This is a genomic window from Streptomyces yerevanensis (assembly GCF_000716805.1).
GTDB lineage: Bacteria > Actinomycetota > Actinomycetes > Streptomycetales > Streptomycetaceae > Streptomyces > Streptomyces flaveus.
The window spans coordinates 16,375-38,600 of record NZ_JNWJ01000002.1; the positions used below are offsets into that span (position 1 = coordinate 16,375).

General features: G+C 69.1%; 14 protein-coding genes and 2 pseudogenes. 5 read left to right on the forward strand and 11 right to left on the reverse strand.

Going from position 1 to position 22,226, the window contains the following annotated elements:
• Positions 1-40 precede the first annotated feature (40 nt).
• The 3 genes and pseudogenes from OP79_RS02105 (at position 41) to OP79_RS02115 (ending at position 6,259) form a co-directional block, all read left to right on the forward strand.
• Positions 41-2,911, forward strand: a complete 2,871-nt coding sequence (locus OP79_RS02105; protein ID WP_033318161.1) for a glycosyl hydrolase family 95 catalytic domain-containing protein — start codon at positions 41-43, stop codon at positions 2,909-2,911.
• Between the two features lie 111 nt (positions 2,912-3,022).
• Positions 3,023-3,613, forward strand: a pseudogene (locus OP79_RS02110) (SUMF1/EgtB/PvdO family nonheme iron enzyme); the annotation flags it as partial.
• A 378-nt stretch (positions 3,614-3,991) separates the two neighbouring features.
• The gene (locus tag OP79_RS02115) at positions 3,992-6,259 is read left to right on the forward strand and encodes an arylsulfatase (RefSeq protein ID WP_033318162.1); all 2,268 of its coding nucleotides are present in this window, start codon (positions 3,992-3,994) and stop codon (positions 6,257-6,259) included.
• Positions 6,260-6,346: 87 nt separating this feature from the next.
• Here OP79_RS02115 and OP79_RS02120 read toward each other — a convergent pair whose 3' ends face one another.
• Genes OP79_RS02120 through OP79_RS02155 form a run of 8 tightly spaced genes read right to left on the reverse strand, consistent with a single transcriptional unit; the run spans position 6,347 to position 15,046 of the window.
• The gene (locus OP79_RS02120; RefSeq protein ID WP_051744341.1) at positions 6,347-7,162 is read right to left on the reverse strand and encodes an SDR family NAD(P)-dependent oxidoreductase; all 816 of its coding nucleotides are present in this window, start codon (positions 7,160-7,162) and stop codon (positions 6,347-6,349) included.
• Between the two features lie 5 nt (positions 7,163-7,167).
• Positions 7,168-8,661 carry an aldehyde dehydrogenase family protein gene (locus OP79_RS02125; RefSeq protein WP_078491565.1) on the reverse strand — a complete coding sequence of 498 codons (1,494 nt, stop codon included), beginning with the start codon at positions 8,659-8,661 and terminating at the stop codon, positions 7,168-7,170.
• Positions 8,658-9,539 (reverse strand): ATP-binding cassette domain-containing protein, encoded by an 882-nt coding sequence (locus OP79_RS02130; RefSeq protein ID WP_033318163.1) that lies wholly within the window; start codon positions 9,537-9,539, stop codon positions 8,658-8,660. Before OP79_RS02130 ends, OP79_RS02125 begins: the two co-directional genes overlap by 4 nt.
• Complete coding sequence (locus OP79_RS02135) at positions 9,532-10,599, reverse strand: ABC transporter ATP-binding protein (protein ID WP_033318164.1); 1,068 nt, start codon at positions 10,597-10,599, stop codon at positions 9,532-9,534. The genes OP79_RS02130 and OP79_RS02135 overlap by 8 nt, the downstream gene beginning before the upstream one ends.
• Positions 10,596-11,486 carry an ABC transporter permease gene (locus OP79_RS02140; protein ID WP_211270719.1) on the reverse strand — a complete coding sequence of 297 codons (891 nt, stop codon included), beginning with the start codon at positions 11,484-11,486 and terminating at the stop codon, positions 10,596-10,598. The genes OP79_RS02135 and OP79_RS02140 overlap by 4 nt, the downstream gene beginning before the upstream one ends.
• Positions 11,483-12,433: an ABC transporter permease gene (locus OP79_RS02145; protein WP_033318165.1), complete on the reverse strand. Its 951-nt coding sequence runs from the start codon at positions 12,431-12,433 to the stop codon at positions 11,483-11,485. Before OP79_RS02145 ends, OP79_RS02140 begins: the two co-directional genes overlap by 4 nt.
• A gap of 16 nt (positions 12,434-12,449) precedes the next feature.
• Complete coding sequence (locus OP79_RS02150) at positions 12,450-13,970, reverse strand: ABC transporter substrate-binding protein (RefSeq protein ID WP_033318166.1); 1,521 nt, start codon at positions 13,968-13,970, stop codon at positions 12,450-12,452.
• 5 nt (positions 13,971-13,975) lie between these two features.
• A complete protein-coding gene (locus OP79_RS02155; protein ID WP_033318167.1) occupies positions 13,976-15,046 on the reverse strand; it encodes an isocitrate/isopropylmalate dehydrogenase family protein in 1,071 nt (356 codons plus the stop codon).
• A 128-nt stretch (positions 15,047-15,174) separates the two neighbouring features.
• On the opposite strand from OP79_RS02155, the gene OP79_RS02160 reads away from it, so the two are divergent.
• Complete coding sequence (locus OP79_RS02160) at positions 15,175-16,635, forward strand: amidase (RefSeq protein WP_063741855.1); 1,461 nt, start codon at positions 15,175-15,177, stop codon at positions 16,633-16,635.
• Positions 16,632-17,402 carry a FadR/GntR family transcriptional regulator gene (locus OP79_RS02165; RefSeq protein WP_033318168.1) on the forward strand — a complete coding sequence of 257 codons (771 nt, stop codon included), beginning with the start codon at positions 16,632-16,634 and terminating at the stop codon, positions 17,400-17,402. The genes OP79_RS02160 and OP79_RS02165 overlap by 4 nt, the downstream gene beginning before the upstream one ends.
• A 142-nt stretch (positions 17,403-17,544) precedes the next feature.
• Here OP79_RS02165 and OP79_RS02170 read toward each other — a convergent pair.
• From OP79_RS02170 to OP79_RS02180, 3 genes and pseudogenes are all read right to left on the reverse strand, one after another.
• Positions 17,545-17,906, reverse strand: a pseudogene (locus tag OP79_RS02170) (transposase); the annotation flags it as partial.
• Positions 17,907-18,336: 430 nt separating this feature from the next.
• The gene (locus OP79_RS02175) at positions 18,337-19,824 is read right to left on the reverse strand and encodes a UDP-N-acetylmuramoyl-L-alanyl-D-glutamate--2,6-diaminopimelate ligase (RefSeq protein WP_033318170.1); all 1,488 of its coding nucleotides are present in this window, start codon (positions 19,822-19,824) and stop codon (positions 18,337-18,339) included.
• Positions 19,825-20,868: 1,044 nt separating this feature from the next.
• Positions 20,869-22,089 (reverse strand): metallophosphoesterase, encoded by a 1,221-nt coding sequence (locus tag OP79_RS02180; protein ID WP_033318171.1) that lies wholly within the window; start codon positions 22,087-22,089, stop codon positions 20,869-20,871.
• Between the last annotated feature and the right edge of the window lie 137 nt (positions 22,090-22,226).

The following is a 22,226-nucleotide window of genomic DNA, read 5'->3' on the forward strand; positions in this document are numbered from 1 at the left end:
GTAAATCAAATCATCGGATCAATCAGACGGGAGATCGATGATGGGAGTCAGTAGACGGGGGTTCCTGGGCCGCGTCGCCGGGAGCGCCGCCGCCGGGGCGGCGACCGGGATGGGCATCGCGGAACCGGCCGCAGCCCAACCCGGCCTGGCCGTCGGCCCCGTGGCCCTCACCGGCATGCGGACCGACCGCGAATGGCAGGACTTCCTCGCCGGACAGGACCCACGCTGGAGACGACTGCCGCGCGCCTGGTACGAGGGTCCGTTCCTCGGCAACGGCCTGCTCGGCTCGATCGTCTACCGCGAACCCGGGGCGAACGCCCTGCGCTTCACCGTCCACCACAGCGAAGTGCAGGACCACCGGCCGCAGTTCGGCCACAACTGGGGTGTCGCCCGCCTTCCGGTCGGCAATCTCCTCCTGCGTCCCGTCGGTGCCATCACCGGTGTCGACCTGCGACTCGACCTGTGGAACGCCGAGGTCGCCGGAACGGTCACCACGGACCAGGGCACCATCGAACTGCGCGCGCTGGTCCACAACGACCGTTCGCTGCTGCTCGTCACCGCACGCGCGAGCGCGGGCGAGCGGGGCTTCCGCTGGGAGTTCGTCCCCTCACCCGCCGTCAGCCCGCGCATTGTCCGGGAGGACCCTCCGGCGGGCCTGGAGCCCAACCCCGCTCCGGTTACCGCGCGGGAGCCGGACGGCACGGGCGTCGTGGTCCAGTCTCTGGCCGCGGGCGGCCGGACCGTGACCGCCCACCGGGAACGCACGCTCGGCGACCAGCGCGTGTACGTCCTGGCCGTCGCCCACTCCCACCCCGGCACCGACGCCGAGGGCCGGGCGAGATCGGCCGTCCGCAAGGCGTCCGCGCTGCCGGTCTCCAGCCTGCTGCGCGCCCACCGCGCGTGGTGGCACCGCTTCTACCGCAAGAGCTTCCTCTCCGTCCCCGACGAGATGCTGCAGAGCTTCTACTGGATCCAGCTCTACAAACTCGCCTCCGCCGCCCGCGAGGACGCGCCCATCATGGCGACCACCGGTCCCTGGCTGGAATCCACGCCCTGGCCGGCCGTGTGGTGGAACCTCAACGTCCAGCTGGAGTACTGGGCGGTGCACGGCTCCAACCACCTGGAGCTGGACGCCGTCCCGCGCACCCTCGCCGAGAACACCGACACACTGATCGGCGGCCTGCGGCCCGAGTACCAGTCCGACTCGGCGGGCGTGCGCCGCGCCACCGACGCCTCCTGCGACACCAGCGCCACCGTCGCCGTCCCGGGTGTCGGCGCCAATCCGGAGATCGGCAACCTGCCCTGGGCGCTGCACAACGTGTGGCTGACGTACCGTCACACCATGGACCGGGGCGTCCTGGAGGACGTCCTCCATCCCCTGCTGCGCCGGGCGGTCAACTACTACCTGCACTTCCTGTACGAGGGCGACGACGGGCGGCTTCACCTGCCGCCCACCCACTCGCCCGAGTACGGCAACGCCCCCGACTGCAACTACGACCTGGCCCTGCTGCGCTGGAGCTGCACAACCCTGCTGGAGATCACCGACCTGCTCGGCATACGGGACGACCTGGCGCCCAAGTGGCGCGAGGTGCTGGAGAAGCTGACCGACTACCCGGTGGACGAGAACGGCTTCATGATTGGTGCCGGGGTCCCCTTCGCCAAGTCTCACCGGCACTACTCCCACATGCTCTCCGTCTACCCGCTCCATCTCGTCAACTGGGAACAGCCAGAGCACCGCGACCTGATCGAACGCTCGCTGAAGCACTGGATCGGCTTCGAGGGTGCCCTGCGCGGCTACAGCTTCACCGGTGCCGCGTCGATCACCGCCCAGATGGGTCGCGGTGACGGGGCGCTGACATATCTGCGAGAGCTGGTCGACCGCTTCGTGCAGCCCAACACCATGTACTACGAGGCGGGGCCCGTCATCGAGACACCCCTGTCCGCCGCACAGAGCCTGCATGACATGCTGTGCCAGAGCTGGGGCGACACCATCCGAGTCTTCCCGGCCGTCCCGGGCGCCTGGCGGGACGTCACACTGCACAACTTCCGCACCCAGGGCGCGTTCCTGGTCAGCGCCGTCCGCCGGGGCGGCACCACTCGTTGGGTCCGGGTGCGCAGCCTCGCCGGCGAGCCGTGCCGGGTACGCCACTCCCTGCGTGGACGGCTCGCGGTCGCCGGGGTCGGCGGCCCGGTCCCCGCCTGGCGGGATCTGGGCGACGGAGTGGTCGAGCTTGACCTGCCACGGGACGCGGAAGTGGTGATCCACCCGGCCGGTTCGCGGCCCGACCTGCGGATCGCCCCGGTGAAGGTGACCGTGCCCGCCGACCCGTGGGGACTGCCGGAACCGCCGCAGAGCGGAACCGTCACGCAGGTCGATCTCACCGGACACTTCGACAACGACGGCATCACCACCGAGATGTACTACGGCGACGGGGACTTCGACGGCACCGGCCGTACGTATCCCATGGCCCAGTTGCCGCAGACCGGCGAGACAACGGACAACGGGATCGCCTTCCTCTTCACCAACGGGAGCGAGGGCACGAAGAACAACGTCGTCGCGGCCGGGCAGGAGATCGCCGTTCCGCAGGGCGCGTACACGAAACTGCACGTGCTCGGCGCGGGTGACACGGCGGCCGTGACCGTCCCGGCCGTGGTCCGCTACGCCGACGGAACGCGCGAGACCGCGCAGCTAGCGCTCACCAACTGGCTGGCGTCCGGCCCCGAGTACGGCGAGAGCGAGGCGGTGACCACCGGCCAGATCCACACACGAACCGGCCCGGTGGCCACCAAGGCGGCCGTCTTCCACCAGGTGACCGGGCTCGACGCGACCAGGCAACTCACCGCGATCACGCTGACCGCGCCCTCCGGGTCGGCCAGGGCCCATGTCTTCGCCCTCTCGTTGGAGCAGTAGCCGGAGCAGCAGTGAGCTGTGACCCCGGCCGACTGGATGTGTGACCGTACCACCTTATCCGCTAACATAGCGTAATTAGGTAGATAAATGGCCGAGTGGCGGCGAGGAATGGCTGTTGATGGGGCGCGCTGGCAGGCCCCCTACGGGCCAGGGTCGTCATGGACAGATCTGTCGAACCACCCTGTCGTCCATGTCTCGTGGCGCGACGCGTCCGCCTACGCGGCATGGGCGGGTGAGCGGCTGCCCACGGAGGCGGAGTGGGAGACGGCGGCGCGTGGCGGTCTGGGGCGCTCCCGCTTCCCCTGGGGAGACGAGCTCCTGCCCCGGGGACAGCACCGCTGCAACATCTGGCAGGGGAAGTTCCCGCAGGTCAACACGGGCGAGGATGGGTATCTGGGAACCGCGCCGGTCAAGACCTACCGGCCCAACAACTTCGGCCTGTACAACACATCGGGCAATGTGTGGGAATGGTGCTCCGACTGGTGGAGCACCGCACGGCACGCGGCTGACCGCCCGGAGACCCGCGAGGACCCGGCCGGACCTCCCACGGGGGAGGCGAAGGTGATTCGCGGCGGCTCCTACCTGTGCCATGCGTCGTACTGCAACCGCTACCGCGTCGCCGCGCACACGTCCAACACACCCGACAGCAGCACCGGGCACATGGGGTTCCGCTGCGCGGCGGACCTGCCCCGGCCACGCTGACGGACGCTGACGGACCGCTCGGGCGACCGCCTCCGCCCTCGCCTCGGGGGGTCGCGGCTGCGGTGGATTGCGGGTGAAGTCCCTGGTGGGGGCCGGTCGGCAGGCCAACCGCCGCCTGACGATGGACGTATGGGCGTGGGGCAGCTGTGGTTGACACGCGAATGACGGCCGGTCAAACTTTAACTCAGGCTACTGGTAAGACCAGTTAACGACCAGTTGGCTGGGAGTCTTCCTCGGAAGCTCCAGGGGTCTGCCGGCCGCGCCAAGCCTTCGGATTCCGCCCGCCCGACCGCCGCGCCGCCCAGCAGACGTCATGAGTGCGGACCCCGCCGCCGGCACCGCGCACGTTCGAAAGTCCATGCAAAAGGAGCGTCCTGGATGACCAACGCCTCTCCGCATCCGCCGTCCGCGAGCGGTACTTTCCAAGGCAAGATCGGCACGACCTACGAGGAATCGACTCCGTGGTGGCCCGATCAGCAGGCGCTTCCCGAGGACACGCCCAATGTCGTGGTCATCGTGCTCGACGACGTCGGTTTCTCCGACCTCGGCTGCTTCGGCTCGGACATCGACACCCCGGCCATGGACGCCCTCGCCGCCGACGGCCTTCGCTACGCGAACTTCCACACCACCACGCTGTGTTCGCCGACCCGTGCCAGCCTGCTGACCGGCCGGAACCACCACTCCGTCGGCATGCGCATGCTGTCCAACTTCGACACCGGCTTCCCCAGCGGTCGCGGACGGATCACCCAGGCCGCCGCGACACTGCCTGAGGTGCTGCGTGAAAGCGGCTTCAACACCATGGCCGTGGGCAAGTGGCACCTGGCGCCGATGGAGGAGACCACCGCGTCCGGGCCGTACACCCAGTGGCCGCTGGGCCGCGGGTTCGAGCGCTACTACGGATTCCTGGAAGCCGAGACGGACAGCTTCTATCCGGAGCTGTTCCACGACAACCACGCAGTGGCTCCGCCGAAGAGCCCGGAAGAGGGCTATCACCTCAGTGAGGACCTGGTCGACCGGGCGATCGAATTCGTCAGGGACCAGACGTCGGTCACTCCGGACAAGCCCTTCTTCATGTACCTGGCGTTCGGCGCGGCGCACGCCCCGCACCAGGCTCCCCAGGAATACCTGGATAAGTACCGGGGCCGGTTCGACCACGGCTGGGACGCCGAACGCGCCACCCGGCACGCCCGCCAGATCGAACGGGGCGTCCTGCCGCCCGGCACCGAACTGGCGCCGCACAACCCCGGGGTCGTTCCCTTCGACGAGCTGTCGGACGACGAGAAGAAGCTGTCGGTACGCCTCCAGGAGGCCTACGCGGCGATGGTCGACCACACCGACCACCACATCGGCCGGCTCATGGAGTTCCTGGAGCGGATAGGCCAGTTGGAGAACACCATCACCATCCTGCTCTCGGACAACGGAGCCAGCCAGGAAGGCGGGCAGAAGGGTTCGCTCAACCCCACCGCGTTCCAGAACGGCGTACCCGAGGACTTCGAGGAGATGGTCGCGCGGATCGATGAGATCGGCACCACACGCGCTCATTCCAACTACCCATGGGGCTGGGCACAGGCGGGCAACACGCCGTTCAAGCGCTACAAGCAGAACACCCACGAAGGCGGCGTCCGCTGCCCGCTCATCGTGAACTGGCCGCGGGGGCTGCCGCGCACCGGCGAGATCAGGCAGCAGTTCCACCATGTCAACGACATCGCCCCGACCCTTTACGAGCTGCTCGGTCTAGAGGCTCCCACGGTCTACAACGGCATCCCGCAACTGCCGATCCACGGTGTCAGCATGGCCTACACCTTCGGCTCGCCGACCGCGCCGACGCGCAAGGAAGCCCAGTACTTCGAGATGTTCGGGCACCGCGCGATCTGGCACGACGGCTGGAAGGCCGTTGCCTACCACCAACGAGGAACGTCCTTCGACGCGGACCAGTGGGAGCTCTACCACCACGACACCGACTTCTCGGAGTGCAACGACCTGGCGCAGGAGCGGCCCGACCAACTGCAGAAGATGGTCTCCCGCTTCTGGGTGGAAGCAGGAAAGTACGATGTGCTGCCGCTGGACGACCAAGGATTCGCCTACCGGGCGAAGATTCCGCGTCCCGGCTCTCCGCGCAAGCGCACCACCTTCACCTACTACCCCGGCATGGCCCATCTTCCCGTCGCCGCAGTGCCACCGGTGATGAACCGCAGGCACCGCATCACCGCGTTCGTCGACCGGGCCGCCGCGTCGGACGAGGGTGTCCTGGTGTCCCTGGGCAACATCAGCAGCGGATACGTCCTGTACGTCAAGGACAACCGGCTGGTCTACGAGTACAACTTCCTCGGCACCCGATACACGGTGATCTCGGCGGAAGAACTCCCCATCGGCCCGGTGGAGTTGACCTTCGAATTCGTCAAGACCGGTGACATGCGGGGCGTTGGAAACCTGTACGTGTCAGGAAAACCGGTCGGCAACGGGGCCATTCCCCGGGTCCTCCCGCACTTCCTGGGGTGGCAGGGCCTCGACATCGGCCGTGACACCCTGTCGCCCTCCTCACCCGGCTATGACGGCGAATTCGCGTTCACCGGAAAGTTCGAGAAGGTCGTCTTCACGGTCGCACCGGACGAAGAAGGCGAGGAACCCTTCGAGCGAATCGACTGATTCGCCGAATGCGTGGGCGGGCCCGCTCCCTTGCCCCACCGATATGAGGATCGGTGGGGCAAGGGAGCGGGCCCGCCCGACGTCCCGTCAGTTCGGCGGCGTATAGCGTCCGTCGATCGCTGTCCAGCCTCCGTCCACGAAAAGCTGGCTCCCCGTGACGAAGGAAGACGCGTCCGAGGCGAGGTAGACGACGGCGCCGGCCAGCTCACCGGCCCGGGACCAGCGGCCCAGGGCGGTCTTGGCCGCATAGGCCTCCGACCATTCCGGCACAGCCCTGATCTGCGCGGTCAGCGGCGTGTCCACCATGCCCGGGGCGATGGCGTTCACCCGCACGCCCGACGGACCCAGCTCGGCCGCCGCGGTCCGCATCAGCTGGACGAGGCCGGCCTTCGTGGCCGCGTACACACCCTGTCCCGGCTCGACGGCCACCGCGCGAATCGAGCTGAAGCCGATGATGCTTCCGCGGCCGCGTTCAGCCATGTCACGGCCGAACGCCCGTACCAGATCGAAGGACGCGCGCAGATTGAGCGCCACGACCCGCTCGAATTCCTCCGCCGTGTAGTCGAGCAGGCGCTTGCGCACGTTCGTCGCTGTGGTGAAGACGAGCACGTCGACGGGTCCGAGCTCCTCGGCGGCACGCGCGACCGCCTCGCCGTCGAGCACGTCGAGGGCGTACGCCGAAAGGCCCGGCCCCATCGACGCCGACGCCTTGGCCGCCGTCAGGTCGAGGTCGGCGCACACCACCGTGGCGCCGTGCGCGGCGAGGGCCAGGGCGCTCTCGCGGCCGATTCCGCTGCCCGCGCCCACCACGACAGTCCTGCGGCCGTCGAGCCTGAACAGGCGGGAGTAAGCCTCCACCGCATCGGTGTTGTCCACCGCATCGGTGCGGTCCTTTGCTTGCATGGTCCTCACGGCTTCGTTGTCGTCGGACGGATCACTGCCATACGGGTTACGGTGAGTTCTTCGATGGCGAACCTCGGGCCCTCCCTTCCGGCCCCGGAGTCCTTCACGCCGCCGTACGGCATGACGTCGGAACGGAAGCCGGGAACCTCATTGACGACCACTCCGCCCACCTCCAGGCGGTCGAGAGCGGCGAACGCCGTGTCAAGGGCGCTGGTGTAGACGCTCGCGTGCAGTCCGTAGCGCGAGTCGTTGACCAGGTCGAAGGCCGTTTCCAGATCGGGGACGGACCGTACCGCGACCACAGGGCCGAAGACCTCCTCGTCCCAGACGTCGAGGGCGCGGTCAACGTCGAGCAGCACGGTCGGCTCGATCACTCCGCCGGTGACCTTGCCTCCGGCCGCCAGCGACGCCCCCGCCTCCACCGCCTCTTCCAGCCACGCGCACACACGCTCGGTCGACCGCTTGTCGATGAGTGCCGAGACTCTCGTCGCCGGATCGCGGGGATCGCCCACGACCACCTGGGCCACTCGCTCCGTCAAGCGGTCCACGAACTCCTTGCGCACGGCGTCCACCACGATGACCCGCTGCACGCTGATGCACGCCTGGCCCGATGCGTAGTACCCGCCGCGCACCACCGCGTCGGCGGCGGCGTCGAGGTCGGCGTCGGCGGCCACCACCAAGGCGGCGTTGGAGCCGAGTTCGAGCAGCACCTTGGTGGGTGCCGCGTCCCGGGCGATCCGGTGGCCCACGGCGGCGGAACCGGTGAAGGACACCGCCCCGATCCGGCGGTCGGTGGTCAGCGCGGCGCCCACCTCGGGGCCCCCGGTCACCAGCTGCACCGCGGCCTGCGGCGCGCCGCCGGCGCGAAGGGCCTCGCGGAGGAGGTGCACCAGCCACAGGGTCGCCAGTGGCGTCTGCGGGGCGGGCTTGGCGATGACCGGGCAGCCGGCGGCCAGCGCCGGCGCGATCTTGTGCGCGGCGAGCAGCAGCGGGTAGTTGAAGCCCGAGATGCCCACCACCACGCCGATCGGCTTGCGGGTCCAGAAGCCGAGCAGACCCTCACCCGACGGCAGCAGGTCCAGCGGCACCGTCTCCCCGTGCAGCCGGGCCACTTCCTCGGCCGCCGTCAGCAGTGTCAGCAGGGTGCGATCCACCTCGACACGGCAGTCGACCAGCGGCTTGCCGGTCTCCAGGACCAGGAGCCGCTCGAAGTCCGCGCGTCGGGAGGCGATCGCCTCGTGCGTCGCGAGCAGCGCCGCCCTGCGTGTGTGCGAGGGGAGTCGGCCGACCCGCTCGCGGACCGCGACGGCCGCGTCCACCGCGTGGCGTGCGAGGCCGGTGTCCCCGACCGGTGCCCGCGCGACGAGCGTCCCGTCGTAGGGGAAGCGGACGTCTTCGGTGGCGGGTGCCTCCACCCAGTTGTCGCCGAGGGGAAGACCCTCGGGAAACTCCCTCCCCACGGGGCTGTCGCCGCCGGCGTGTTCGACATGGGTGGTCAAGGTCGGTACTCCCGGTTGAGGTCGGCCGCCGACACTCCGGACAGTGCCTTGCTCAGAGTCGGAACGGCGGCGATCAGACTGCGTGTGTAGGAATGTTGCGGTTCCTCGTACACCTGCTCCGTGGGCCCGGTCTCCACGATCTGCCCGTCGTGCATGACCGCGACCCGGTCGCACACATGACGGACCACGGACAGGTCGTGGGAGACGAAGACCAGGGTGAGGGACAACTCGTCGACGAGGTCGGCGATGAGGTTGAGCACTTGGGCCCGTACGGACACGTCCAGGGCGCTGACCGGCTCGTCGGCCACGATGATCTTCGGGCGGGGGGCGAGAGCGCGGGCGATCGAGATGCGCTGCCGCTGGCCGCCGGAGAACTGGTGCGGATACCGGTCCGCCGCGTCGGCTCGCAGGCCGACGGCCTCGAGCAATTCGGCCACCCGCTCCTTGCGGTTGGGGTGCCCCTGCGCGACGAGTGGCTCGGCCACGATGTCGCCGACGCGCATGCGCGGGTCCAGCGAACTCATCGGGTCCTGGAACACGAGTTGGAGCCGCTCGCGGACGAACCGGAGCTGTCTCTCCCGGAGCCCGGTGATGTCCCGGCCGTCGATCGCGACGCTGCCGCTGGTGGGGCGGTCGAGCCCGGCCAGAATCCGCAGCAGGGTCGACTTGCCGCACCCCGACTCGCCCACGATGCCGAAGCGTTGCCCCTGGGGGATGGCGAAACTGACGCCGCGCAGGGCGTGCACCGGCGGGCTGGGGTGGCGCAGCGAGGTACGAGGCCGTCGGTAGTCGCGCGTGACGTCGCGGACGCTGATGGCGTCCGCGGGGCCGGTCCCCGACCCGGGTGCGAGGGTGGCGCTGGTCGGCTGCTCAGCCACGGCCGGCCTCCTGGTTCGTGGGTGTGCCGGTCCCGCGTGCGCCGCTCTCGGATACCGGGTGGAAGCAGGCATAGCCGGAGTCCGGCCCGGTCGGGCTCCATTCCGGCCTGGTGGCGCACACCTCGGTCGCCTGAGCGCATCTGTTTCTGAAGACGCATCCGGCAGGGAACTGGCCCGCCGGCGGAACCGACCCGCCGATCGTGACAAGCCGACCGCGGTCGTCGACCACGGTCAGGTCCGACGCGCCGATCAGGCCCTGGGTGTAGCGGTGCCGGGGGCGCGTGAACACCTCCCGGACCGGGCCGGACTCGACCACCCGCCCGCCGTACATGACCATGACCCGCTCGCAGGCGGTGGCCACCACGGCCAGGTCGTGGGTGATGAAGAGCATGGCCGACCTGCGGTCCTGGACGCCTCGCACGATCAGGTCGAGCACCCGCGCCTGCACCGTGACGTCGAGCGCGGTGGTGGGTTCGTCGCAGACCAGGAGCGCGGGGTCGTTCGCGAGGGCGATGGCCAGCACCACCCGCTGCCGCTGGCCTCCGGAGAACTGGTGCGGGTAGGCGTCCGCGGCGGCCGCGGGATCGGGAAGCCCCACCTGGGCGAGCAGTTCCACGGCGGCGGCTCGGGCGGACGCGCGGTCGGGCCTGGTCCGGTGGACCAGCAGCACCTCGGCGATCTGCCGTCCGACCTTCATGGTGGGGTTGAGAGCGGTCATGGGCTCCTGGAAGACCATGGCGATCTCCTTGCCCCGTACCCGGGACATCCGCGCCTCGTCGGCACCCACCAGGTCGTGGTCGACTCCGGCGAGCCGCACCGATCCAGTGGCCCGGAGCCCCTCCGGGAGCAGGCCCATGACGCTCAGCGCGGTCAGCGACTTCCCCGACCCCGACTCACCGATCAGGCCGACCCGTTCGCCGGCCCGGATGGTGAAGTCGACATCTTCGACCAGCTTGCGGCCGCCCACCGCGACGTCCAGGTTCCGCACGGCCAACACGTCGTCGGGGGAGCCGGGGGAGCCCGGCCCGGAGGCCGGTGCCGTGTCAGGTGCCGGGGTCATCGGCGGTCCTCCAACTTGGGGTCGAAACGGTCGCGCAGGCCGTCACCGAGCAGGTTGAAACCGAGCACCACCACCGCGATGGCGATGCCCGGAAACACCGCGAGCCGGGGGGCGATCGACAGCATCTCCTGGCTCTCCTGCAGCATCCGGCCCCAGGACGGTGTGGGGGGCGGGGTTCCGAAGCCCAGGAACGACAGCGCGGCTTCGGCGAGTACGGCGATGGCGAAACCGACCGACGCCTGCACGATGACGAGACTGCTGACGTTGGGCAGGACATGCCGCAGACCGATCGAGAACGGCCCTCGACCCGCCGCGCGCGCGGCGAGGACGTACTCGGTCTTCATGACCTGCAGGGTGCCGCCGCGGATCAGCCGGGCGAAACCGGGGATGGACGCGATACCGATGGCGACCATGGCGACCAGCGTGCTCGCGCCGTACACGGCGGAGAACATGATGGTCAACAGGAGCGCCGGGAAGGCGAGAACGAGGTCGTTGCCGCGCATCACCAACTCGCCGAACCAGCGGGGTGCCATTCCGGCGACGATGCCGAGGGGCACTCCGACCAGGGCGGCGACTCCCACCGCCACGAAGCCGACGAACAGCGTGGTGCGCGAGCCCATCAGGATCTGGCTGAACACGTCGCGGCCGAACTTGTCCGTGCCGAACCAGTACTCCAGCGACGGCTTCTGCAGCCGCACCGAGGGATCCACAAGGGTTGGGTCGTGCGGGGTCCACACGAAGGACAGCAGCGCCATGCCGAATACGACCGAGACGATGAGACCGCCCACCAGGAGGCTGCCCGGCATCGGGCGGCGCCGCCGACGGCCCTCGGGTACCGCCGGCGCGGCAGCGGCTTCCGTGTCCAGAGCATTGTCCAGAGCACTCATGACGCACCCACCCTCAGCCGCGGGTCGATCAGCAGATAGACGATGTCCACCAGGAAGTTCACGAGCAGCACCGCCATTGCGATGATCATGACCACGTCCTGCACCACGACGAGGTCCCGGTTGGAGACGCTGTCCAGCAGCAGGCTGCCGAGCCCGGGGATGACGAAGACCCGTTCGATGACGACGGAACCCACCAGCAGCGTGGCGAGTTGCAACGCCAGGACGGTGACCACGGGCACCGCCGCGTTCCGCAGGCCGTGCCGCAGCAGCGCCTGCGTCGGGCGCAGGCCTTTGGCGCGAGCGGTGCGCAGATAGTCCTCCCGGAGGACGTCGAGCACGGCGCTGCGGACATAGCGGGTGAGCACTGCCCCCTGCACGACTCCGAGGGACAGTGCGGGCAGCACCAGCTGTTTGAGGAACAGGACCGGATCCTCCACCGGAGGTGTCCAGCCGTTCGCCGGCAGCCACCCGAACTCCACCGCGAACACGGTGATCATGAGGATGCCCGCGAGGAAGGCCGGGACCGCCACGCCGACTTGGGACAGGGCCGACAGAATGAGCCCGGACGGCCTGCGGTGCCGCACAGCCATGAGGATGCCCAGAGGGATCGCCAGGATGCAGGCGACCACCATCCCCGTGCCGACGAGCCACAGGGTGACCTGGAGACGGTCGGCGATCTGCGGGCCGATCGGCGCCTGTGAGATGTAGGAGTTCCCCGGGTCGAAGGTCACCAGTCCGTGAACCCAGCTGAGGTACTGGTCCACGAGCGGCCGGTCGAGCCCGAATTCCCCGCGCAGTTGCGCCACCGCCGCGTCCGACGCGCTGGTGCCGAGGACGACGCGGGCCGGATCCCCCGGCAGCACCGCCATGAAGGCGAACACCAGCACGGAGCTCACGACAAGGCTGGCCAGGAGGATGGCGATCCGCTGTACCAGACGGACGATCATGGGTTGACGCCGCCTTTCATGACCGGCCCAGGCCGGTGAGATCCAGTGACTCGGAGACGTTGTTCACGGGCAGGCCGGTGATGTCCTTGTCCGCCACCATCAGGTTCGGCAGCAGGAACAGCCAGTCGGCCGCGGCGTCCTCGGACAGCAGCCGGGCAGCCGCCCGCAGGGAGGTGATCTGCTCCTCCGGCGTGCCCTGGTCCGCCTTCATCAGCAACGCGCGGAACTCAGGGTTGTCGTAGCGGATGTAGGAGGTCTTGTTGCCGAACACCGTCTGCATGTCGCGGGGCTCCACATGGCCGATGATGGACATGTCGTAGTCGGCGTTCTTGAACACGGTGGTCAACCAGGCGGCGGGGAACTCCAACTGATCGAGCTTCACCTTGAACCCGGCCTGTTCCAGCTGGCTCTTGACCACGGTGCCGCACGCGGTGGCATACGGCAGCGTCGGGAGCCGCAGCCGCAGCGTACGGCCGGCTTGGCCGGACTCCTCGAGGAGCTTTCTGGCCTTGTCGCGGTCGTACGGATACTCGTTCGTGAGGTCCTGGTACCACGGGTCGGTCGGAGGGACCATGCTGCCGATGAGCTTGCCGCGGCCTCCCCAGCAGGTGTCCACCAGGGCTTTGTGATCGATGGCGTAGCGGACTGCCTGGCGGGCCTTCGGATTCCGCAGCGGTCCCGAGCCGTTGTTGAGGGAGAGGACCACCTCGCCGTTGGTCGTGCCCTCGATGACCTTGTACTTCGGGTTGTTCTCGAACCGGTACAGGGCATCCGGGGTCTGCATCGTGCCGATCACGTTGATGGTGCCCGTGAGAAGCGCGTTGTTCATGGCCGTCGGATCCTTGAAGTACTTGAGGACGACCGACGCGAAGTGCGGTTCGCGCCCCCAGTAGCCATCACGACGGGCCAGCGTGATCGAGTCGCCGCGGTTCCACCTCTTCACCACGTACGGGCCGGTGCCGACCGGCTCGGTGGCCAGCTTGCTCACGCCGGTCCGGCTGAACATCGCGCCGACGCGGGTGGTCATCCGGTACAGCCAGTCGTTGCTCGGCCTTTTCAGAGTGACCTTCAGTTCGGTGGGCGACACCGCCTGCACCCTGTCGACGACGTCCATCTGGGACTTCTGCACCAGCGTCCAGTCGGACGTGACGCGTTCGATGGAGAACTTGGCGTCCTCGGCCGTGAAGGGTGCGCCATTGCTGAATCTGGCGTCCTTCACCAACTCGAACGTGTACGTCTTGCGGTCCTTGGACAGGCTCCACGACCTGGCCAGACCGGGCCGTATCTTCGCGGACTGGTCCAGCTTCACCAGGTTCTCGTAGACGTTGTAGAGCAGTGCCTGCGGAATGGCGGCACCTTCGGTCTTGGTGAAGTCGAGGTTGGCCGGCTCGGCGGCGAGGCCGATCGTCAGGGTGTTGCCGGCATTCGCGGCGCTGCCGGTCGCCAAGGACCCGGCCGAGCAGGCTGCCAGCAGCAGGCATGCGAGCGTGGCTGCGACCGTCCGGATGTGCCGCGTCAGCCGCCTGTCGTGTCTCATCTGTTCTACCCCTGGCTTTCCATCGCGTGCAGGACGGCGGATGCCACCTCCGCTGTGGTGGCGTTGCCGCCGAGGTCGGCCGTGTGGTGCCTGGAATCTCGCAAGGTGCCCGCCACCGCGTCGCGGATGCGGCGCGCCGCGCCGGTGTGTCCGAGGTCGTCGAGCAGCAGCGCACCGGAGAGCATGCAAGCCACCGGATTCGCCACGCCCTTTCCGACGATGTCGGGTGCGGAGCCGTGGACGGGTTCGTAGATACCCGGAACGTCCCCGCCCGGAAGGACGTTGGCGCTGGGCGCCATGCCCATACCGCCGACGAGTACCGCGGCGAGATCGGACAGGATGTCGCCGAACAGGTTGCTGGTGAGCAGGACGTCAAGGGATCGCGGAGCCTGGATCATGCGGGCGGCCATGGCGTCGACCAGCACGGTTTCCAGCCGGACCTCCGGGTAGTTCTCGCCCACCTCACGCACCACCCGGTCCCACAGCGGATAGCCGTATCGCATCGCGTTGGACTTGGTCACCAGGCACAGATGCCCCGACCGCCGGCCGGCCAGGGCGAAGGCCTGGTGCGCCGCCCGCTCGATGACGCGACGGGAGTGCACGGCGACCTCGATGCCGAGATCGTGTCCGCTGCCGGCATGCGCCACCCCGCCGACGCCGACGTACTCGCCCTCGGTGTTCTCGCGAACGATCACCAGGTCCACGCCGTCGGTGTCGCGCACCTTGGTGGGAACTCCGGGGAACGCGCGCACCGGGCGGAGGTTCACGGCGAGGTCGAGTTGCTGTCGCAGGCCGATGATCAGGCCCCAGACCAGTTCGTGCTCGGGCACATCGGGACGTCCGACGGCACCGAATAACACGGCGTCCGTTTTCTTGACGAGGTCGGCCGCATCAGCCGGCATCGCCGCGCCCTGCCGGAGGAACCGCTCACCTCCCCAGTCGAACTGGATCACGTCGAGCCGGTGGCCGTCGGCCTCCAGCGCGGCGTGAAGTGCGGGAATGGTTGCCGCGACGACCTCAGGACCGATTCCGTCGCCCGGAATGACGGCAAGCCGCACGACCTTGGTGTCCCGCATCCTGGACGCCACCTTTCGCTTGCAACTGGCCTGACCAGTAAGCTCACTTGTCAGGTACCGTGGACGACTGAAACTGTTCTTGTCAAGGGCTCGCATGTCCCAGAAGCAGTGAACGAAGGAGGGTGCGGGTGCTCACGGAACAGGACCTGGCCGCCATGCCGGCCGTCGAGATGGTGGCAGGATTCGCTGACCGCACGTTGTCGCCGGTGCAGGTCCACGACGCCGTCCAGTCGGTGATCGAGGCGCGCGAGAGGGTGCTCAACGCGTTCTGGGTGCAGGATCCGGACGAGTCCCGCAAGGCAGCCCTGGCCAGCGAGGCCCGATGGGCGGCGGGGGAACCGCTCGGGCTCATCGACGGCGTGCCCGTGACGCTGAAGGAGAACGTCGCCCGCAGGGGCGTCCCCATGCCCTCGGGCAACGCGGGGATCGAGCCGGTCGTCCCCGAGGCGGACGCGCCCATCACCGCGCGCGTCCTCGAATCCGGCGGGGTGATCCTCGGGTCGACCGTGATGCCGGACTGGGGCATGCTCTCCTCGGGTGTCTCCAGCCGGCACGGCATTTCGCGCAGCCCCTGGAACCCTGCCTGGACCACGGGTGGTTCCAGCTCCGGTGCGGGGGCCGCGGCCGCCGGGGGATACGGTCCGCTCCACGTCGGCACCGACATCGGGGGATCGATCCGGCTGCCGGGCACCTGGCTGGGCCTCGCCACGCTCAAGCCCAGCTACGGGAGGATCCCGCTGGACACCCCGTACCAGGGGCGCGCCGCCGGCCCCATGACGCGCACCGTGGCGGACGCGGCCCTGTTCATGCGTGTTCTGAGCCGACCGGATGCCCGGGACTGGTCAAGCCTGCCGCCGCAGGACATCGACTGGTCGGCGCTGGACGGCGATGTACGCGGACTGCGGGTGGGGGTGCACCTGGACGCCGGCTGCGGGGAGCCGTGCGACGCCGAGATCCTCGCCGCGGTGAACCGCGCCGCCGCGGTCTTCGAGGCGGCGGGAGCCGTCGTGGAGCCGGTCGAGCCGTTCATGAGCCAAGAACTCCTGGACGACCTGGATCTGTTCTGGCGGGTGCGGTCCTGGAACGACTTCCGCGAACTGGCGCCCGAGGCCGCGCTTCGCGTCCACCCCCACATCATCCGATGGTGTCAGGGAGGCGCGGACGTGCCGGGCACGAAAGTACTCCGGTGCCACCAGCAGATCATGCGCATCCAGGCGCAGACCGTGGCGGCGACGGTCCCGTACGATCTGGTGCTCTCGCCGGTAGCCCCGGTGGCGGCGTTTCCCGCTGAGCAGCCGATGCCGTTCACGGAGGACGGGAAGACCATGTCCCACATCGGCTTCACCGCGCCGTACAACATGTCGGGGCAGCCTGCGGCGACCGTCAACTGCGGCTTTACGGCGGACCGTCGGCCCATCGGGGTACAGATCGCGGGCCGCCGCTTCGACGATCTCGGCGTCCTGAGGGCGGCGGCGTGGTACGAACGGAACCGGCCTGCCGAGGCGGTCCCGCACTGGCCGGACAGCGCCCCCGGGGCGCCCACCGGGGAGAAGACGACATGGACCACGCTCGAAGGGGAGAAGCCGTGAGCGACGGGGCACAGTTCCGGCAGGTATCGCCGCCGGTACGGCTCTACCAGCGCATCGTCGAGCAGATCGAGCAGGCGATCGCGCGAGGTGACCTGAAGCCCGGTCAACGACTGCCGAGCGAGCGGGAGTTGGTGGCGCAGTTCGGGGCGAGCCGGCCCACAGTGCGGGAGGCCCTGCGTGTGCTGGAGAGCAACGGCCTCGTCCGCTCGCGCCAGGGTGACCCGAAAGGCCCGGAGATTCTGCCGTTCTCGTCGGCCGGCCTGGCCAAGGAGATGACCCGGCTCGTCCAGTTCGACAACGTGTCGATGGCCGAGTTGATCTCGTTCCGCATGATCCTCGACGGGTCGGCGAGCCTGCTGGCGGCTCGGCTGCGGTCCGAGGAGGAGCTGTCTGCCATGGAACGGACGCTTGCCGTCATGTCGGACGCGATCGAGGAAGGGTACGAGGAGTTCAGCAAGGCGGACGTCGCATTCCATGAGGTGGTGGCCCAGGCCAGCCGCAACTCCCTCATCGAGGTCTGCAACCTGGTGGTCCGGGGTGCTGTCCTCTCGTTGATCTCGGACAAGCTCGCCCACGCAGCCCACAGCACAGCGCTCATGCGGGAGTCGCTCCACCACCACAGAGAGGTGCTCGAGGCGATCCGGGCACAGGACGGGCTGGCGGCAGCACGCATCTCGCGGCGCGACCTTTACGACTACTACGCCGGCTACGTCCCCGAGAACGAAAAGGGGCCGCTGCTCGCGCTCATGGACGACGAAGAGACCTGAACCTCCACCATGGTGACCGCGCGCCGCGGCCGGGAGCGGACGAGTCTGTGCCGTTCGGATCCGCCTAGGGACGCTGGGATCATGTCCAGCGCTCTGCGGTCCGCGGCCCAGCACATCGCACTGCACACCATCACCCGGATTGATCGTCGACCGCTCTGGTGGAGACACCGGGGACGTAGGCCTCCATCACCACCGCGTACAACAGGGCCTGGTCGATGCAACGGCGGGGCTCGAGGAGAACGGGAAGAACGAGCCCTTTTGCAGCTTGGGTATCCGCAGGTCGACATCGCCGGCCTTGGCCGACAACGACCTCGTGCGGTGGCCATTGCGTTCGGGCACCCGGAACTCGGTGCGCTCACACGGTGCGGCGCCGATCCGCTCGATCGCTTCGGCTTCGATCAACTCCTGCAACGCCACACGGACCGACTCGCGGATCAGGTCCACGCCGTCACCGGCACGGAACGCCTCGAGCAGCTCGGTCAGGGCAGACTGGGACAAGGCCATCGGTGGAACCTCTTTCTTCAGTGCGTGCTTGGCCGTACACACCGAAGATCCCGCTGATGGCCGCCTACATCAGGACGCCCCGCCGCGGTCCCACAAACCCCACCACTCCCAGGAACGCTGACGCCGAAGATGCCGCAGAAACTGATCCCGGTATCCCCGGTATCCCCGGTATCCCGGTCACCGTGACGAGGCGACGTCGAAGGTCCTCGGTACCTGCAAGGACAGGGAGTTCGTGCAGCTGTGGGACGCAGGCGATCATCCGGCTGTACCGCATTTCAGGGGCGCGCCTGTCTTCGGCAAGCTGATGCTGGAGGACAGCGATCTGACCACCGAATCGGTGCACTTCCGCGGTAGGGGCAGTAGGGACCGGCGAGTGCGCTTTCGGGCCGAGGACGGCGCGGGCGGTCCGCGTTTGAGGCGGCAGGGCCCGCTATACCCGGGTGAGTTCGAGCACGGTTGCCATATCGCTGAAGGGGAGCAGTTTGTCGCCGATGATCTGATGGGGCTCGCTGCCCTTGCCGGCGATCAGGACGATGTCGTCCGGGCCCGCGGCGGAGAGAGCGAAGGCGACAGCCTGACGGCGGTCGGTGAACCGTTCGAACGGTGTGCCGGTCCCCGCGATGCCGGGCGCGATCTGGTCCAGGATGGCCTGGGGGTCTTCGTTGCGGGGGTTGTCCGAGGTGAGGACGCACAGGTCGGAGTGGGTTCCGGCGATCCTGCCCATGTCCGTCCGCTTGGTGGTGTCCCGGTCCCCGCCGCAGCCGAAGACGGTGATGACCTGGCCGCGTGCGAAGTCGCGGATGGTGGTCAGGACCTTGTCCAGGGAGTCCGGTGAGTGGGCGTAGTCCACGATCACCGACGTGCCGCTCGGCGTCTGGAAGCGCTCGAACCGACCCGGGATCGCAGGCATCCGGTCGAGGGCGGCGACCAGCCCGCCCAGATCGTGGCCCAGAAGGTGGCAGGCTGCCACGGTGGCCAGCGCGTTGGCCACCGAGAAGCGGCCCGGGACGGGGATCGCCGCCGGATACTTGCGGCCGTCGTGGTGCAGGATGAAACGCGTGCCAGACGCGTCCACGGAGAGGTCGGTGGCGCGGTAGTCCGCCTCGGCGTCCAGGGCGTACGTGGCCACCGCGCCCGGCATCATCGCCTGGATCCCGGCGCCCACCGGGTCGTCGGCGTTGACCACAGCGCGCCTGCACAAGCCCTGGAACAGACGCAGCTTGGCGTCCCGGTAGTTCGCCATCGTTCCGTGATCGTCCAGGTGATCCTGTGTCAGGTTGGTGAACACGCCGACGTCGATGAACGTACGGTCCACCCGGTGTGTCAGCAGCGCCATGGACGTGGCTTCCAGTACCGCGCTGCCGACTCCGCGGTCGCGCATGCACCCCAGCAGGTACTGCAGGTCCGGCGACTCCGGCGTGGTCAGCACCGACCTCGGCATCGGGATCAGCTCGTCGCCGATCCGGCTGCCGGCGGTCCCGATGACCCCCACCTTCGCGCCCTCGGAGATCCGCAGGACCGACTCGACCATGTACGACACCGACGTCTTGCCGTTGGTACCGGTGATCGCCACCATGTCCATCTGCCGCCCCGGCTCACCGAAATAGCGGGAGGCGACGACCGCGGCCGCTGTCCGGGTGTCCGGCACTCGTACGACGCACACCTCCGGTGCCGACGCCCACACCGACGCCGCAGTCGCCGGCGTCGCGGCGTCGACGAGTACCGCCGCCGCGCCGCACGCGAGGGCAGGTGCCACCGAGTCGGGGCCGCCTTCACGGTGGCCGGGCACGGCGATGAACAGCGAACCCGACGTCACCCGGTCGGCGTCGAAGGTGGTTCCCGCAGTGATCCACGTCCTCGCCGGGTCACCCTGCAGAACGTGGTGCTCCTGCCCGGCCAGCAACTCGCTCAGCTTCACAGTGATCCCTTCGAAGGTGGCTCGGGCCGTCGTCGGGCCGTCGCCAGGCGGCAGCCCGGCGGTGCGCCGGAAGCTGCGGTGGTGCCGTTGAGCGGGTGTGCAGGTGTCGCGGACGCGTCCGATCAGAACCGGATGCGGCGGCTCAGGCCGGCAGCAGAAGTCCTGCCGTGTTGCCTGCGGTGTGTTTACAAGAACAGCGAGCCGAGCGAGGCCAGGGCCCGGCCCCGGTGAGGGCGCGGAGAATCGCTAGCCGTGGCCGTGCAGCGCGATACGGCCACTCTCGGGCGCCTCATTGTCAGCTGCGGTCGCCGGGCCTACGGCAGCCGATCCCATGGCAGCCGGGCACAGCCGACAGGCAGCCTGCTGCAGGCTGTCCCTCACGGCACGTGTGCGACTCATGTGCCGAGTGTACGTCTGCCCGAGCGGCCCGAAGGCCACGCTCGGCGCGCCACCGAGCGCGCACGAGGCGGGTACCTCCTCGTCCGGCCCCCTTGGTGGCCCCGGCAGTGGTGCAGCGGGCGGCATACAGCTTTGACTGCGCCGTACGGCGCAGTGTGGTTGTTCAGATCTTCGGCGTAGTGCCGAGCGCATTCTGGGGGAGCGCGCTCCGAGCTGGCGGCGGTGGGTGTCTCGGCAGTCACACCGTGGGTAGACGCGGCCGCGGTCGGCGATGGTACGCATGAGGATCGCCTCCAGGAGGCGGAGGGAGGGCCGACACCTCCAGTCTCATGCGACCACATGCGACCACCAGGCCCGTCACACGTGCCGTGGCCAGCGCGTTTCCCTTGGCCGGGTGCCAAGGGCTGCGGTTCGGGAACCGTGTGAAGTTATCCGACGCCGGTACCAGCAGATTCTTCGTCTGCTGGTGGTACAGGCGTCACGCGTCGCTGACCTGCGTAAAACGTGGCCAGGTATGGCTCGTTGGAGCCGTCGGCCCGGGAACGGTCCGGATCTTGTCCTCAGCGAGACGGGCCTGGTCATCTGTCGACGCCGCACCCCTCGGCTCGTGGACTGCCCCAAGCGGATGTGTTGGCCCGTCCAGTGCTACGGCGAGGTGGGCAGGTGCGGGGAGCGGAGCACGAGCAGGGTGATCTCGCTGGGGGCGAAGACGCGGAACGGCGGGCCCCAGAAGCCGGTGCCGCGGCTGGTGTAGAGGAGGGTGCGGGTGCCGTGGTGGCTGAGGCCGGCGAGGGCGGGCTGGTCGATGCGGACCAGGTGGTGGAAGGGCCAGATCTGGCCGCCGTGGGTGTGGCCGGAGAGTTGGAGGTCGATGCCGTCGGCTGCCGCCCGGTCGACGAACTTGGGCTGGTGTGCCAGGAGCAGGACGGGTAGGTCGGGGTCGGCGCCGTTCAAGGCTCCGGCGAGGTGGGCGCGGTGGCCTGCCAGGCCGGAGGACTCGGCGGTGACGTCATCCACGCCGGCGACCACGAGGGTGTCGCCTCCGCGTTCGAGCAGCAGATGGCGGTTGCGCAGCGGCTCCCAGCCCAGCTCGCCCATCAGGTCCACCCAGCCCTGGGCCTCGCTGTAGTACTCGTGGTTGCCGGTGACGTATACACGGGCCCGGGTGGCTCGCACGGTAGCGAGTGGGGCGGCCTGGGTGCGGCGGCGTTCGGCCGTGCCGTCCGCGATGTCGCCGGTGTGGCAGACCAGGTCGGCTTCCAGCGTGTTCACCGTCTCGCACACCCGTGCCGACCAGCGAGCGCGATCGAGCGGGCCGTAGTGGGTGTCGGTGATGAGGACGACGCGAATGCCGTCCAACCCGGCACCCAGCCGCGGGAGTTGTACGTCGAGGCGGCGCACGCGTGGCACGCGGCGGGCCTCGGCGTACCCCCAGGCGAGCAGTACGGCGGTGATGCCGAGGACGGCCCACGTGACGATTCGGGCCCGGTCCTGGCTCTCGCCGACGCCGGCCACGGTCAGGGCGAGCCGCAAGAGGACGCCGAGCAGAACGGACCAGGTGAACAGAACCCAGCTGGTGCCCAGCAGGGTGTCACCGACGATCGCCGCCCGGTCCTGCTGGCGCCGGCCGTGGCCGCGCGCCATCGCGAGCGGCATACCGATGAGGCCGAGGGCGAACAGGGCGGTGCCGACCAGCGTGACGGGCAGCGGCCAGTGCTGGCCGGCGTGCAGGAGCACCCAGCAGGGCACGGTCCACAGCAGGACGGGGGCGATCAGGGGGAGGTAGCGCATCACGCGGTGCAGTCGGCTCTGCCGCGGAGCTTGCACCTCGCTGTCGGCGGGTCGGGTGTCGCTGGTGTCGGTCACGCTTCCCCTCCCTGACCAGGCTGCCGTCTCGCGCACTGTATCCGGTCGTCGGGCCGGCCGGACCGGCGTTCATGGGCGCGGACCCTTGGGACAAAGGGTTCTTGAGAACTCGCATCGGTGCGGACCGGGGAGGCCAC